Origin of the sequence: Candidatus Poriferisodalis sp. (assembly GCF_965208485.1) — a bacterium.
Taxonomy (GTDB): Bacteria; Actinomycetota; Acidimicrobiia; order Acidimicrobiales; family Poriferisodalaceae; genus Poriferisodalis.
The window spans coordinates 437,374-451,748 of record NZ_OZ242344.1 but is presented as its reverse complement, the minus strand read 5'-3'; the positions used below and the strand labels follow the sequence as shown (position 1 = coordinate 451,748).

The following is a 14,375-nucleotide window of genomic DNA, read 5'->3' as shown; positions in this document are numbered from 1 at the left end:
CACCGCGAGCGGATGGAGGCCGAACATCCCGGCAAGATCGCACTCTTGCACGACGGCGACGTGGTGGGCGTTTACGAAGACCGAGAATCCGCGTACTCCGTCGGCGTGACCAAGTAAGGCCCCGGCGAGTTCTCCTTCGAAGAGATCGGCGCCCAGCTGATCCGTGCAACGGGCGGTGTCGCAGTCAGTTACTAGCGTCTTCGGCAGATGAGCATCCGAGATTCTGATGTACAGCGCGTCCGCGAGGCCACCGATCTCGTCGCGCTCATCGGCCGCAGGGTGAGCCTCAAGCGAGTCGGCAGCCGCCACGTCGGGCTGTGCCCGTTCCACACCGAGAAGACGCCATCGTTCAGCGTCGATCCGGCGAAGGGCTTCTACCACTGCTTCGGCTGCGAGGCATCCGGCGACGCGTTTACGTTCCTTCGAGAAACCGAGCACCTGGGCTTCAATGAAGCTGTCGAGCAGCTAGCCGCTGCGGCAAACATCACGCTGACCTACGACGACCCCGGCGCGCAACGCGCGAATCAACGACGCAAGGAGCTGATCGACCTGCTCGAGAAGGCCGCTCGCTTCTACCACGAGCGCCTGATGAACGGCTCCGATGCGGGTCCGGCACGCGCCTACCTGCGTCGGCGTGGCTACGACCGTGACACCGTCGTGAAGTGGCGGTTGGGGTACGCGCCGCCACGGTGGGATGAGCTGTGTCGACATCTCGGCGTGCCGCCCGAACAAGTGGCCGCGGCGGGACTGGCCTACGCCGAAGCGGGCCGGGCACGAGCGGGACCGCGGCGGGGAACGGGACGCCCCGGCTCAGAAGCTGGCGCGATCGGTGGCACCGCCGTCAGCGATGAACTTGGCAATACATCAGGTGACGAGCCCGAAGGCGGGTCCGATGACGAGTCCGCAGGCGACGACGCCACCGATCGCGATGTTTCCAGCGCATCGGACTTTTTCCGCGATCGGATCATGTTTCCGATCTGCGATGCGAGTGGGCGAGTTGTGAGCTTTGCCGGCCGCCTGCTGCCCCGGCCCGACGAGTCGACCCCGACCGGCCCGAAGTACAAGAACACTGCGGGCACTGTTGTATACGACAAGAGCAAGGTGCTGTATGGCTTGCACCTCGCGAAGCAGCCTGCGCGCAAAGCGGACCGGGTTGTGGTGTGCGAGGGATATACCGACGTCATTGGCTGTGACCTAGCCGGGATCGCCGAAGCAGTTGCTACCTGCGGCACGGCGCTGACCCAGCAGCACGCTGAGCTGCTGTCGAGATCGGCGAAGCGCATCGTGCTGGCCTTCGATGCCGATGCAGCGGGACAGACCGCCACCGAACGGGTGCATCAATGGGAACGCGAATACGGACTCGACGTCTTTGTGGCCGCATTTCCTGCGGGTTCCGACCCGGGTGACCTCGCCGAATCGAACCCGCCTGCGCTGCGCCGAGCGCTCGAAGAAGCCCAACCACTGCACGCGTTTCGCGCCGAGCGAATCCTGCAGCGGGCCGAACTCGACAGCCCCGGCGGGCGCGACCGGGCAGCAGATGAGGCGGCTGAAGTGCTGGCCGTCTATCCGGACGATGTACTTGGTGAGACTGATCTCGAGCCCATCGCGCGCCGCATACCAATGGCCGTCGAGGATCTGCGTCGACGTGTCGCGGAGGCCCGGGTGCGATTGGCCGACCGTCCAGCATCCGAGCGGCCCAGGCATGTCGAGCCTCCGCCGCCACCCGATCCCGGTGATGACTACTTCGAGGCGGACTACAACACGGAATGGGAACCTGCGCATCAACCCAGCGCCGAAGTAGAGGCACCATCGCTCGCGCGTCGTGTGCAAGTGCAAATCGATCAGTCGAACCGGCACAGGGCAATGCGTGAGCGGCTACTGCTGGAAGCCGCAATGGCACCTGAAGGCGATGCAGTGTCCCTGATTAGCCCAGAGTTGTTCTTCAGCGACATCGCGAGAGAGGCGTTCTCGCGCATCGTCGCCCAACAGGTTCACGACGAGGGTGGTGTGATGTCCAATGCTCCGGTGGCTGCCGACAGTGCACTCCCATTGCCTGATGAATCGGATGACAGCGTGCGGGCTCTGATTGAGGCAGCAGCAGCAGGTGGGAAGAAGTTGTCATCGTCCGACGCACTGAGACGGGTGGCGGACGAACTGCGACACTACGTTGCTGACACGATCCGCCGGATCGGCGACGGCACCGATGTTCCCTTTGCAGTCCTCGCATCTGCGGCCTCCGATGCTGAGCGGTACCACCACCGCCGCGGATGGCTTCGCTGGCTCCGCGAGCGAGATATCGAATTGCGCGACCCCCGGCAGCAAGCTGGTGCAGCGCCGGTCGTCGCAAAGTGGATTCAAGGGGAGTTTGCGACGGCGACAACTGGCCCTAGCGAGGAGTTGCCGGCCTCGTGAGCTCCGTGCCGACTTGGAAGTCCGCGGATGTCGGAGTTGGCCACAGGACTCGGTTCCGTCTGGACTTGCACCCGCAATGGTTCCGGCCGCTGCACCTGCCGATTGACTCGACTGATCCAGAATCTTGCGCTCGTTGCAGCCGCGTGCCTGTGCCATCGGGAATGATGTTCGGGCTGTGACCACTGCCTGTGAAGAACTGTCGCGCTGTTTGGCGTTGGATCTTGAGGTCTCTCGCAGGGACAATCGCATCTACGCCATTGCAGGGGTTGCGGCAGACACGGACCGCAGCGTTGTGTGGGCCAAGAGGCGCCGATCCGCCGATCAGCCCAGCGAGTGCGTCATCGGCTATGAAGGCGACAGAGCAGTCTGGACCAGATCGGCGAAGTCAGCAAGCGAAGCGCTCGTCATGCTGGACAAGTTGGCTGAAGGCGCAGAGTTTGTTCTCGGCCATAACCTGATCAAGTTCGATCTGCCGATCCTGCAATCCGTGAACGCCGAACTGCGGCTGCTGCGGCTGCCGGTCGTGGACACGCTGTGGCTCAATCCGCTGGCATTCCCGCGTCATCCGTATCACCGCCTCGTCAAGCACTACAAGGACGCCCCGTTGACGCGCAGCGAGCGCAACGATCCGTACCTCGACGCTCGGTTGGCGATGCAGTTGTTCACCGACCAGCGCGAGGTGTTGCGCGAGGCACCACCGGAATGGCTTACGGCCTGGCACTGGCTGACCACCAGAAACCTCCCATCAGCGGGTTTCGATCTGTGCTTCGAGGCATTGAGGGGCGCTCCAAAGCCCGACGCCAGCCGAGCGCGCGAGGCAATCGGCAGATGTCTTGGCGATCACGCCTGCGAATCGCAGCTTCGACGGGCGATCGCGGATGCTTCAGAGCACGGCTGGGCGCTGGCATTCGCAATGGCGTGGATCTCGGTGTCGGGAGGGAAGTCGGTGATGCCGCCTTGGGTGCGCCACCAGTTCCCGGGCGCTGCCCATCTGGTGAGGAGTCTGCGAGATGACGCCTGCCGCGATAAGCGCTGCGCCTGGTGTCGCGTTCGCCATGACTCCGAGCGAGAACTCAAGCGGTGGTTCGGCTTCGATTCGTTCCGATCCGAGCCGGCCGACCCCGAGTCCGACGAGCCGCTGCAGCAGGTGATCGTCGAGGCGGCAATGGCGGGACACGATGCGCTGGCAATCTTGCCGACGGGTACCGGCAAGTCGCTGTGCTACCAGCTGCCTGCGCTGTCCCGCTATGACAAGACGGGTTCTGTGACGGTGGTGATTTCGCCGCTTGTAGCGCTCATGGCCGATCAAGTGGCCGGTCTTGAACGCCAGGGCGTTACCTCGTGTGTCACCGTCAACGGTTTGTTGTCGCTGCCCGAGCGCGCCGAAGCCCTCGACAAGGTACGACTGGGGGACGCGGCGATCGTGCTGATCTCCCCCGAGCAGCTGCGTAACCCATCGGTGCGCAGCGCCTTGGCGCAACGCGAGATCGGCGCTTGGGTGCTCGATGAAGCTCATTGCCTGTCGAAGTGGGGGCACGACTTTCGTCCCGACTACCGGTATGTAGGTCGTTTCATCCGCGAGAGGTCCGAAGGTGAGCGAGTGCCGCCGGTGCTGTGCCTCACCGCTACGGCCAAGCCGGAGGTAAAGGCGGAGATCTGCGAGTACTTCCGGGAGCAATTGGGCGTCGACATGCGAACCTTCGACGGTGGCAGCCGCAGGACGAACTTGAAGTTCGAGGTGTTGCCGACGACTGCTGCGATGAAGCTCCACGACGTCAAGACGGCGTTGGAGCACAATCTCCCGGACCAAGCATCCGGCGGAGCGATCGTGTACTGCGCGACCCGCAGGCGCACCGGCGATATCGCCGAATTCCTTCAGGCGCAAGGTATCGATGCTGATCGCTTTCACGCAGGTTTGCAGCCTGAAGAAAAGAAGGCCATCCAGCAGCGGTTCATCGACGGCGAGCTTCGAGTCATCGCTGCGACCAATGCGTTCGGGATGGGTATCGACAAGCCTGACGTGCGACTGGTCATCCACGCCGATATCCCTTCATCGCTGGAGAACTACCTGCAGGAAGCCGGCCGAGCCGGCCGCGACCAGCAGCAAGCGCACTGCGTGCTGCTCTACACCGAAGATGACGTAGAGCGCCAGTTCGGGCTATCGGCCAGGTCGCGGCTCACGCGGCGCGAGATTCACGGAGTGCTGCGCTCGCTGCGCGCCCTTGACCGCCGAAGCGGGCGTACCGGCGAGGTGGTGGCCACGTCGGGCGAGATTCTCAGTGAAGATGAGGCGGACGATTTCGCCCGTGATTCGGCCACAGACGACACGCGGGTCCGCACAGCCGTGGCGTGGCTTGAAGAAGCGGAGTTGCTGACCCGCGAAGAGAACCGGGTGAGCGTGTTTCCATCGTCGTTGCGAATCGGCACAGTTGAAGAGGCTCGAACACGGCTCGAAAGCGCTGACGACCTCCACGAGGGTCAACGGCTAGCGCTGCTGGCAATCGTGAAGGCATTGATCGATGCGGACCCTGACGACGGAATATCGACAGACCAATTGATGGGAGTCGCCGGACTTAGTTCGGACAAGCTGCGGGCTGCCTTGGGAGACCTCGAACGCTGTGGTCTCGCTACTAACGACACCGTCGTGACGGCGTTCGTGCATTTCGGGGTGCGCCGTCCGTCCCGTAACCGCCTCATTGATGCCGCAGGTATGGAGGAGACCCTGATCGGCCTCATGCAGGTGTCGGCTCCCGACCTGACGGCTGGTGAATCGGCGCCGTTGAATTTGCGCGTGACAGCTCAACAGCTTCACGATGAGGGATTCGCCGATACGCGACCGGAGCACATCGCTCGCGCGCTGGAAGGCATGGCTCAGGACGGGCGCGGCGACAGTGGAGGCCGAGGCAGCGTTTCTGTGCGCAAGCATGCGGCCGAGGGCGTGCTGGTGACGCTGAGGCGCGAGTGGTCGTCCCTTGCCGGCATCGCCGAACGCCGCCGCAGAGCGGCAGATGTCCTGCTGGAGCATCTGCTGACGAAGCTGAAGTCGGGCAGCCGCGGCAATGATCTGCTGGTCTCGACGACGCTCGGCGAGTTGCAGAAGGCGGTAGACGACGCAATCGAGGCCGATCCGGCGCTGCGGGCTGACACCAAGGATGCCGCCCGCAGGCTCATGGAGCGTGCGCTGATGTGGCTCCACGAGCAGGAGGTCGTCCGGCTGAATCGAGGCCTCACGGTGTTTCGGCCCGCGATGACCATTTCGCTCGAACGAGAATCACGAGGATTCAGGCAAACCGATTTCCAGGAACTCGGTGAGCACTATGGCCGAACGGTGCGGCAGATCCATGTGATGGCCGAATTCGCTGAGCAAGGCCTCACCAAGGTCGCCGACGCGCTGCGCTTGGCACTCGACTATTTCGAACTCGGCGAGGACGAATTCGTGCGCCGCTGGCTGCCTCAGCGTCGCGGTGAGATCGATCGCCCGACCACCGCGCAGTCGTGGAAGGCGATCGTCGGGGACCTGTCGAGCGCACAGCGAGCGATCGTGGCGGACAATCGCGAGACGACGAATGTGCTTGTCCTCGCGGGACCGGGTTCAGGTAAGACGCGAGTGCTCGTTCATCGCATCGCGTATCTCATTCGAGCGCGTCGGCAGAACCCACGAGGAATTCTGGCCCTTGCGTACAACCGGCACGCCGCTGCGGACATCCGCCGTCGCCTGAACGAGTTGATCGGCGACGACGCAAATGGCGTGACGGTGCTTACATGCCATGCACTCGCCATGCGGCTGGTCGGTGCCAGCTTCTCCGGTACCGCGACCCGGGCCAGCGACAGCAAGTTCTCCGAGAAGCTCGACGAAATCATGGCGAAGGCCATTGCGTTGCTGGAAGGAGGCGAAATCACACCCGGAGAAGCTGAGGAGGCCGAGGAATCTAGGACGCGCCTGCTGGCTGGTTTCCGATGGATACTCGTTGACGAATACCAGGACATCGGCAACCACGCGTACAGGCTGATCTCCGCGCTCGCAGGGCGAACCGCGACTGACGAGGACAGTCGGCTGACGCTGTTCGCGGTGGGCGACGATGACCAGAACATCTACTCGTTCAATGGAACTTCGCCGGAGTTCATTCGGCGATTCCAGCAGGACTATGACACCAGGCCGGAGTACTTGATCGAGAACTACCGCTCGAGCGGCCACGTCATTGGTGCCGCCAACGCAGTCATCGCGTCGGCGAAGTCGCGGATGAAGACTGGCCGCGCGATCCGCGTCAACCGGGCACGCCGCGGTGAGCCAGCCGGCGGAGAGTGGCAATCGCTCGACCCAGTGGCGAACGGCAGGGTCCAGGTACTGCACCCGAGCGGGGATTCGGTCGCTCAGGCACAGGCTGCGATGGTTGAGTTGAGACGCCTCGCAGGCCTAGCACCGAATTGGGACTGGGCACGCTGCGCTGTGATCGCCCGCGAGTGGAGTCACCTCCAACCTGTCCGGAGCATCTGCGAGCAGGTCGGCATCCCGGTGCAGCTTGCCAACGAAGGCGATCTGAGCTTGTGGCATCTACGCGAGACCCAAGCTCTGGTCCGCGATGCTCGGCTGCACCGAGGCCTGTTGGGAACCGACGACCTTCGCAAGTGGATCACCGACCAACGACGCGGCCCGTGGGTCGACCTATTGACAGAGGCAATCATCGAGCACGAGATCGAGACTGGCGGTGGCGAGGTGCTGGCGGTCTCGTTCATCGAGTGGCTGGCAGAGTGGTGCCGGGACACTCGGCGCCGTCAGCGAGGGGTGCTACTGCTGACGGCGCACCGCGCGAAAGGGCTGGAGTTCGACCATGTGGTCGTGCTCGACGGGGGATGGAGTCGACGCAATCCCGATGAAGATGTCGACGCGTCGCGACGCTTGTACTACGTGGCCATGACGCGCGCCAAGCAAACGCTGACGCTATGCCGCATGCACGACGAGCGTGGGTTTCACGACGAACTTGACGGCAAGCCTTCGGTGCTCTGGCGCTCTCCGGTCGCACTGCCGCCGCCAACTTCCGAACTTGCTCGCCGATACCGGAGCCTGACGCTGAAGGACGTCTATCTCAGCTTCGCTGGTCGGATGCCTCCCGACGATGGAGTGCATCACAGCATCGGTGCGCTGTCCCCAGGCGATCCTCTGCAGGCCCGGGAACATCAAGGCAAGTGGGAGCTGCGCGACGGCAACGGCGTGCAAGTGGGGATGCTGTCGCGTTGGTTCGAAGCGCCGAGCGACATGCGTTGCGTCGAGGCCAAGGTCTCGGCGATCGCAACATGGAGCAGTGAGCACTCCGACGCCCAGTACAAGCAGGAAATGAAGTGCGACCAATGGGAGGTCGTGGTACCTGAACTCGTCTTCGAGCCAGACGGCGAAACGACCCACCGTTAGGTCGCCAATGGACGCGCCCCGGTTTGGCCGGCTGGTCAGGCGGGCTCCGGGGGTGGGGCTCGAACCCACGACAAACGGATTAACAGTCCGCTGCTCTGCCAACTGAGCTACCCCGGACCGATCGGGCAGCGATGTGCCCGAACGTGCGGGGCAACCATACCGGCCCATCAAGAGCCGGCCGAGCCGAAAAGCCGGAAATCAACCGCCGCGTCTCTTGCCCTCGTGGCAGTGTGAATCCAAGAGGCGGACATGCCGATCTCCGCCGGCATCGCCTCCGACCAACATCTCCGGCGTCGATATTGAGGCTGCGGGTCGGTATGGGATTGCGACCGACGGCACGTGGGCCGGGTGGGGATCGAACCCACGACCCAGCGATTATGAGTCGCCTGCTCTGACCACTGAGCTACCGGCCCGGCTGCACGGTATCGGCCCAGAGCAGCCAAGTGAGGTGCAGGTCAACGACCCGCTCACGGCCTAGTAGTTTGCGCGTACGGCGCCGCGACGGCGCTGTGCAGGAGGAGTACCCACGATGCGCATCGGACTAACGCGGCGTCATGCCGACCAACTCACCAGCGGGTGCCGCCGACACAGGTCGCGGCGTTTGCTCGGCATCAGGCTCGGCGTGGTCATCGCCGCTTTCGCCTTGGTAGCGGTCGCGTGCGGCGGCGGAGGTGACGGTGGCGATACCGGCGACGACGCCGCGCAGGAGCCGGACACCACGCAGGAAACGACCGAAGATGCGCCCACGACCACACTGACCGGAGAGGAAGACGAGGTCGTCGAAGCCCGAGATGCGGGCGAGGCCACCGGCGAGGACGTCCGCGAGACCGAGACCGGCCCGGTCCATGGCGGCAGGCTCGTGTACGGCATCGAGGCCGACTCTGCCAATCCCTTCGTGCACTACGCGACATCGTGCGCGATCAGCTGCAGGATGATCTTCCGGGCCATCACCGACTCGCTGTACATCACTGACAGCCACGGCGAGATCGTGCCCTACTTGGTGGAGTCGGAGGAGCACAGCGACGACTACATGGAGTGGACGCTCACGATCCGCGACGGCATCGCCTTCCACGACGGCACGCCGCTCAACGGCGAAGCCGTGGCTTACAACCTCAACCTGTGCCGCTTGAGCCCGTTGACGGGTCCGGCGTTCTTGGGCGTCGACAGCGTCGTCGGCGAGGGCCAGACCGTCACGATCACGGCCAGCCCCGGTCAGCCGCTGGCTGCGGGCATCGGCCCGGCAGGCCGTGCCGAGGTGTGCGGGCAGATGTTCAGCCAAGCATGGATGGCGACGCTGCCGAACAACCCGCTGTACACGTCGCCGGCGTCGCCGCTCACGCAGGAGCAGCGCGAGGCGGCGCTTGCGAACGCCACCGGAGATCCCTCGGAACCGGTTGGGCTTGGTGCGTTCAAGTTCGTGAGCTACACGCCGGGCAACGGCAACAGCTTTGTCGCCGAGCGCAACCCGGATTACTGGCGTGGCCCCAACGGCATCACGGGCGAGAATCTGCCGTACTTGGACGAGATCGAATTCGTGGTAGCCGTGGACATCCAGGGCCGCTCGAATGGCCTGAAGGGCGGCCAGTTCGACATCATCCACACGGCCAACGCCGACGAGATCTCCAAGTATGAAGGCGACAGCGACTTCGTGCTGCTGCAGGCCAACGACTTCGGCGAGACCAGCTACAACCTCATCAATGTCGCTGCCGGCGTGAACCCGTGGCTCCAAGCAGTGCTCGGTGCCGAAGAGCCGATCCCGATGGATCCGACAGGGATCAACGGCGGCAACCCACTGTTGCATCTGAGCTGCCGCAAGGCGCTGGCTCATGCGTTCGACGGCGAGCGTTTCGCCACAGAGCGCCATAAGGGCTTGGTGCAGGTCGCCAACGGTCCGTTCCCGCCCGGCAGCATCGGCTACCTCGAGGACACGGGCTACCCGACCTACGACGTCGATGCCGCGCGGGCAGAGTTCGAGCAGTGCAAGGCTGACCACGGCCAAGTCCCGGTCGCGTTCTCGTTCAACACCACCAACGACGTGTTCAACGTGGAGTCCAACGAACTCATCGCGTCCATGTGGGCTGATGCGTTCGGCAGCGAGCTGGATGTGTCGATCCAGCCGATCGAGCAGGGCCAGTACATCAACCTGGCACTGGTCGGCGTGTTCCAGATGCAGGGCTGGCGCAATCACGGCGGCGTGGACCCGTCCGAGCAGTGGTACTGGTGGAGCCCGTTCACCGCGAATCCGGTCGATCCGTCCGTGCCCGAGTTGGCCCTGAATTTCGGGCGTTTCCTGGACCCTGCGATCTCCGATGCACTGAACGACATCCGGCACAATCCCGACCCTGAGGCACGGCGGAAGGCGGCCGAAGCCATCAACCGGGCATTCGCTGAGAACGTCTGGAACCTGTGGACGTACTGGACCCTGTGGGGCATCATCGCACAGCCACGGGTGCAGAACCTCACCGACCTGCCCATCCCCGGCAACGACGAGGGCACCTTCCCGGTGATCTCGGGCAAGCACCACCTCGCACAGATCTGGTGCACCGACGGGAACTGCCAAGGCTGAGCGTCCGGCAGCACGAAGCGGGAGACGGCAATTGGCGCGAGCGTGTTCGCTTGCAGCAGCGACAGCCTTCGCGCTGACAGCCGTCGCCTGCGCGGGCTGTGACAGCGACCGCTCGGACACCCAGTCTGACGCCGCCGATGACGCTGCGACCGCACTGGAGGGGAACCGGGCAGAAGCCGTCGAAGCTCGCGAGGCCGGCCAGGCCACGGGCGACGACATCCGCGAAGTCGTCAGCGGCCCCGTTCACGGCGGCCGATTGGTGTACGGCATCGAAGCGGACACCGCCAACCCGTTCGCGCCCCACGCGGCACTGTGCGCGATCAGCTGCCGCATGATCATGCGTGCGGTCACTGAGTCGCTGTACGTCACCGACGCGAACGGCGACATCGTGCCGTACCTCGTGGAGTCGGAAACCCCCAACGACGACTTCTCGCGGTGGACGTTGCGGATCCGCGACGGCATCCGGTTCCATGACGGAACACCGCTGACGGGCGAGGCCGTCGCTTACAACATCAACCTGTGCCGCTACAGCCAGCAGACCGGGCCGGGCTATGTCGGCATCGACGATGTCTGGGGCGAGGGCCAGTACGTCCACTACGAGACGTCCGTCCCGTTCGCGACGGGACCGGGTCCTGCGTCGCGTGAGGCAGGCTGCGGCTTCATGTTCTCTCCGGCGTGGCTCGAGACGCTGCCGAACAACCCGCTGTACGCCTCTCCGTTCTCGCCCCTGTCGGCTGAGGAACGGTCCGCAGGCTTGGCCAGCGCCACCGGTGATCCGGCTGCGCCGGTTGGATTGGGCGCATTCAGGTTTGTGGAGTACACACCGGGCAATGGCAACAGCTTCATCGCCGAGCGCAACCCGGACTACTGGCGAGGATCCAATGGCATCACCGGCGAAAACTTGCCCTATCTCGACGAGATCGAGTTCGTGGTATCCCAAGACATTCAAGGCCGATCAAGCGGGCTGAAGGCAGGCGATTTCCACATCATCCACACATCCAATGCCGACGAGATCTTCAAGTACGAAAGCGACGACGACTACGTCACGTTGCAGGCCAACAGTTTTGGCGAGACCAATTTCGCGATCATGAACGTGGCCGCGGGGACGAACCCGGTGCTCGCAGCGCAGCGCGGACTCGACGAGCCGGTTGCCATGGATCCGCTGGGGTTCAACGCGGCCAACCCTCTGGTGCACCTGAGCTGTCGCAGGGCCTTGGCACAAGCGTTCGACGGCGAGCGCTTCGTCAGGGAACGGCATAAGGGGCTTGTCCGGGCGGCGAATGGACCGTTCCCGCCGGGCAGCATGGGTTACTTGGAGGATTCGGGCTATCCGGAGTTTGATCTTGACGCGGCCCTTGTCTCCTTCGCCGAATGCAAGGCCGAGAGCGGTCAGAATCCGGTGACGTTCGGCTTCAACTCCACCGGCGATCCGTTCAACGTGGAGTCGAACGAACTGATCGTGTCGATGTGGCAGCACGCCTTCGGCGACGAGATTTCGGTGACGATCCAGCCGATCGAGCAGGGCCAGTACTTCGGACTCGCTCTCGCCGGGCTCTACGAGATGATGGCCTTGCGTGCCCACGGCGGCGTCGACCCGATCGAGCAGTGGCTGTGGTGGAACTCGTCGACAGCGCAGCCAATCAATCCCGCTGTGCCCGAGTTGGCCGCCAACATCGGGCGATTCCAGGATCCCGCGATAGACGCGGCATACGACGTCATCCGTCACAATCCGGATCCGGTTGCGCGTCAGAAGGCGGCTGAGGACGTCAACCGAGCGTTCGGCCGCAATGTCTGGAACCTGTGGACGTATTGGACCCTGTGGGGCATCGTCGCCAACCAGCGGGTGCAGAACATCACCGACCTGTCCATTCCGGGCAATGATGCGGGTTCGTTCGGGGTGAATGCGGGCGCACACCATGTCGCTCAGATCTGGTGCACTGATGGGGATTGCCATGGCTGAGCCAGGCTTGGCAGGGCAATGAGCAGCGTCCGGTGAAGCAGTACCTCCGTGACCAACTCGGGCGGATCATTGCGGTTGCCCTGCTGGCAACGATCGTGTGGGCATGGGTCTGGCGGCCGCCGTTCAGCTGGACGTTCGCGGTGATGATCGCCATCGGCGCCATCGGGGCCGGTATCGCTGACGGCCGCTACGCGTTGCGGCGTATCGTCAGCGTGGTCCCCGTGCTGGTCGGGGTGTCGTTCGTGGTGTTCGCGCTGATGGCCAGCCTGCCCGGCGATCCAGCCATCAACATCCTGGGTCCTGCGGCGACGGCTGACCAGATCGCGATCGTGCGCACCGAGCTCGGCCTCGACGAGCCGTTCTTCAACCGTTACGGCAATTGGCTGGGCGGCGTCGTGCAGGGGGATCTGGGCAATTCGGTGCAGCGCCGCGAGTTGGTAGCGGACGGCATTTCCAACGCCATCACGCCGACATTGCAGCTCATGGGGTACTCGGTGGTCATCTCGCTGGCCGTAGCGCTGCCCCTAGGCGTTTGGGCCGGTTACCGGCAGGGGACCAAGACCGACCGATCCATCAACAACGTGATGCTGGGATTCCTCGCCACGCCGAGCTACGTACTCGCCGTGCTGCTCGTGCTGTTCCTCGCGATCGGGGGACTCAGCGTGGCGGGCAACGAGGTCGGCTTCCGCGCACTGCCTGCTGCGCGCTACGTCCCGCTGGGCGCGGACGTGTGGCTGCACTTCAAGCACATGCTGCTGCCATCGCTGGCATTGGCCATGGGCCAGGCCGCAGTGTTCATGCGCCTGTTGCGCGCCGACATGATCGCGACGCTGCGGCTGCCGTTCATCGACTTGGCTCGCAGCAAAGGGCTGCCGACGAGGCGCATCTTGTGGCGGCACGCGCTGCGGCCGTCGAGTTTCACCTTGCTGACCGTCGTGGGTCTCACGATCGGCCTGCTGGTCGGCGGCGCACTCATCATCGAAGTGATCTTCACGCTGCCCGGGCTCGGCTCGTACATCTTCCAAGGAGTCAGCCAACGTGATTTCATTGCCGTGCAAGGGGGAGTGCTGGTGATCTCGACGCTGTACATCATCGTCCTCACGATGTCCGACTTCCTGTACTTGGCACTGGACCCGAGATTGCGCGGCCGGGAGGTCGGTACTGGTGCGTAGGCGTTTGGGCTTCTTCTTCTGGCTGGCGGTGGTGTACCTCGCCGTGCTCGCCCTGGCTGCGGTGTTCGCCGACATCCTGCCGATCAAGGACCCCACGGAGACGTTCGCAGGCACTTCGAAGCAGGGGCCGAGCGTGACGCACTGGTTCGGCAACGACGGTGTGGGCCGCGACGTCTTCAGCCGCGTGATCTACGGCGCCCAGGTCAGCTTGGTGATCTCGACCGTCGGCACTGCGCTCGCGTTGGTGATCGGCGGGCTCATCGGCATGGTGTCGGGCTACTACGGCGGGCGAGCGGACCGCTGGCTGACTTCCTCGCTGAATGCAACCTTGGTGATCCCGCCGCTGATTCTGTTCTTGGCGTTGGTGCTGTTCCTGGACTCCGAGGCGCGACGGCGCATTTTCATTCTTGTGTTCACGTTCGTGCTGCTGTCGATCGCGCCCATCGCTCGGGTGGTGCGCGCCGCGACCTTGACGTGGGCCGGGCAGGACTTCGTGCTGGCGGCCAAGACGTTGGGAGCCCGCGACGGCCGAATCCTGTTCCGTGAAGTTCTGCCGAACGTGGCCCCCGCTCTGGTCAGCTACTCGCTGATCATCATGGCCGGGCTGATCGTCGTGGAGGGCTCGGTGGCGTTTCTGGGCCTCAGCGTGCCACCGCCCACGCCGACATGGGGCGACATGATCAGCAAGGGCCGCACGAACCTCGATGTCGCGGCGCACATCAGCCTCATGCCGGCGCTGACGATGCTGGTCACCGTGCTGGCGCTCAACTTCGTGGGCGACAAGCTGCAGCAGTATTTCGAACCGCGGGAGTCGGTCCTGTGATGACGGTGCTATGCGGGCAGGGTTGTGATGACCCC

The 14,375-nt window shown here is 64.2% G+C and carries 6 protein-coding genes and 2 tRNA genes; 6 read left to right on the top strand and 2 right to left on the bottom strand.

Annotation, left to right across the window (positions count from 1 at the left end):
- Nucleotides 1–207: 207 nt before the first annotated feature.
- Entirely contained in the window at nt 208–2,412 is a 2,205-nt protein-coding gene (locus tag ACOGXQ_RS02100; RefSeq protein ID WP_419945810.1) for a DNA primase, read from the top strand.
- 175 nt (nt 2,413–2,587) lie between these two features.
- Complete coding sequence (locus ACOGXQ_RS02095; protein WP_419945809.1) at nt 2,588–7,819, top strand: RecQ family ATP-dependent DNA helicase; 5,232 nt, start codon at nt 2,588–2,590, stop codon at nt 7,817–7,819.
- 44 nt (nt 7,820–7,863) lie between these two features.
- Here the strand turns inward: ACOGXQ_RS02095 and ACOGXQ_RS02090 are convergent.
- Both ACOGXQ_RS02090 and ACOGXQ_RS02085 read right to left on the bottom strand, forming a co-directional pair.
- Nucleotides 7,864–7,936, bottom strand: a tRNA-Asn gene (locus ACOGXQ_RS02090).
- A 223-nt stretch (nt 7,937–8,159) separates the two neighbouring features.
- A tRNA-Ile gene (locus tag ACOGXQ_RS02085) sits at nt 8,160–8,232 on the bottom strand.
- 188 nt (nt 8,233–8,420) lie between these two features.
- On the opposite strand from ACOGXQ_RS02085, the gene ACOGXQ_RS02080 reads away from it, so the two are divergent.
- Genes ACOGXQ_RS02080 through ACOGXQ_RS02065 form a run of 4 tightly spaced genes read left to right on the top strand, consistent with a single transcriptional unit; the run spans nt 8,421 to nt 14,340 of the window.
- Complete coding sequence (locus ACOGXQ_RS02080; RefSeq protein WP_419945808.1) at nt 8,421–10,385, top strand: ABC transporter substrate-binding protein; 1,965 nt, start codon at nt 8,421–8,423, stop codon at nt 10,383–10,385.
- Between the two features lie 31 nt (nt 10,386–10,416).
- Entirely contained in the window at nt 10,417–12,345 is a 1,929-nt protein-coding gene (locus tag ACOGXQ_RS02075; protein WP_419945807.1) for an ABC transporter substrate-binding protein, read from the top strand.
- 32 nt (nt 12,346–12,377) lie between these two features.
- Nucleotides 12,378–13,517: an ABC transporter permease gene (locus ACOGXQ_RS02070; protein ID WP_419945806.1), complete on the top strand. Its 1,140-nt coding sequence runs from the start codon at nt 12,378–12,380 to the stop codon at nt 13,515–13,517.
- Nucleotides 13,510–14,340: an ABC transporter permease gene (locus tag ACOGXQ_RS02065; protein WP_419945805.1), complete on the top strand. Its 831-nt coding sequence runs from the start codon at nt 13,510–13,512 to the stop codon at nt 14,338–14,340. The genes ACOGXQ_RS02070 and ACOGXQ_RS02065 overlap by 8 nt, the downstream gene beginning before the upstream one ends.
- Nucleotides 14,341–14,375 lie beyond the last annotated feature (35 nt).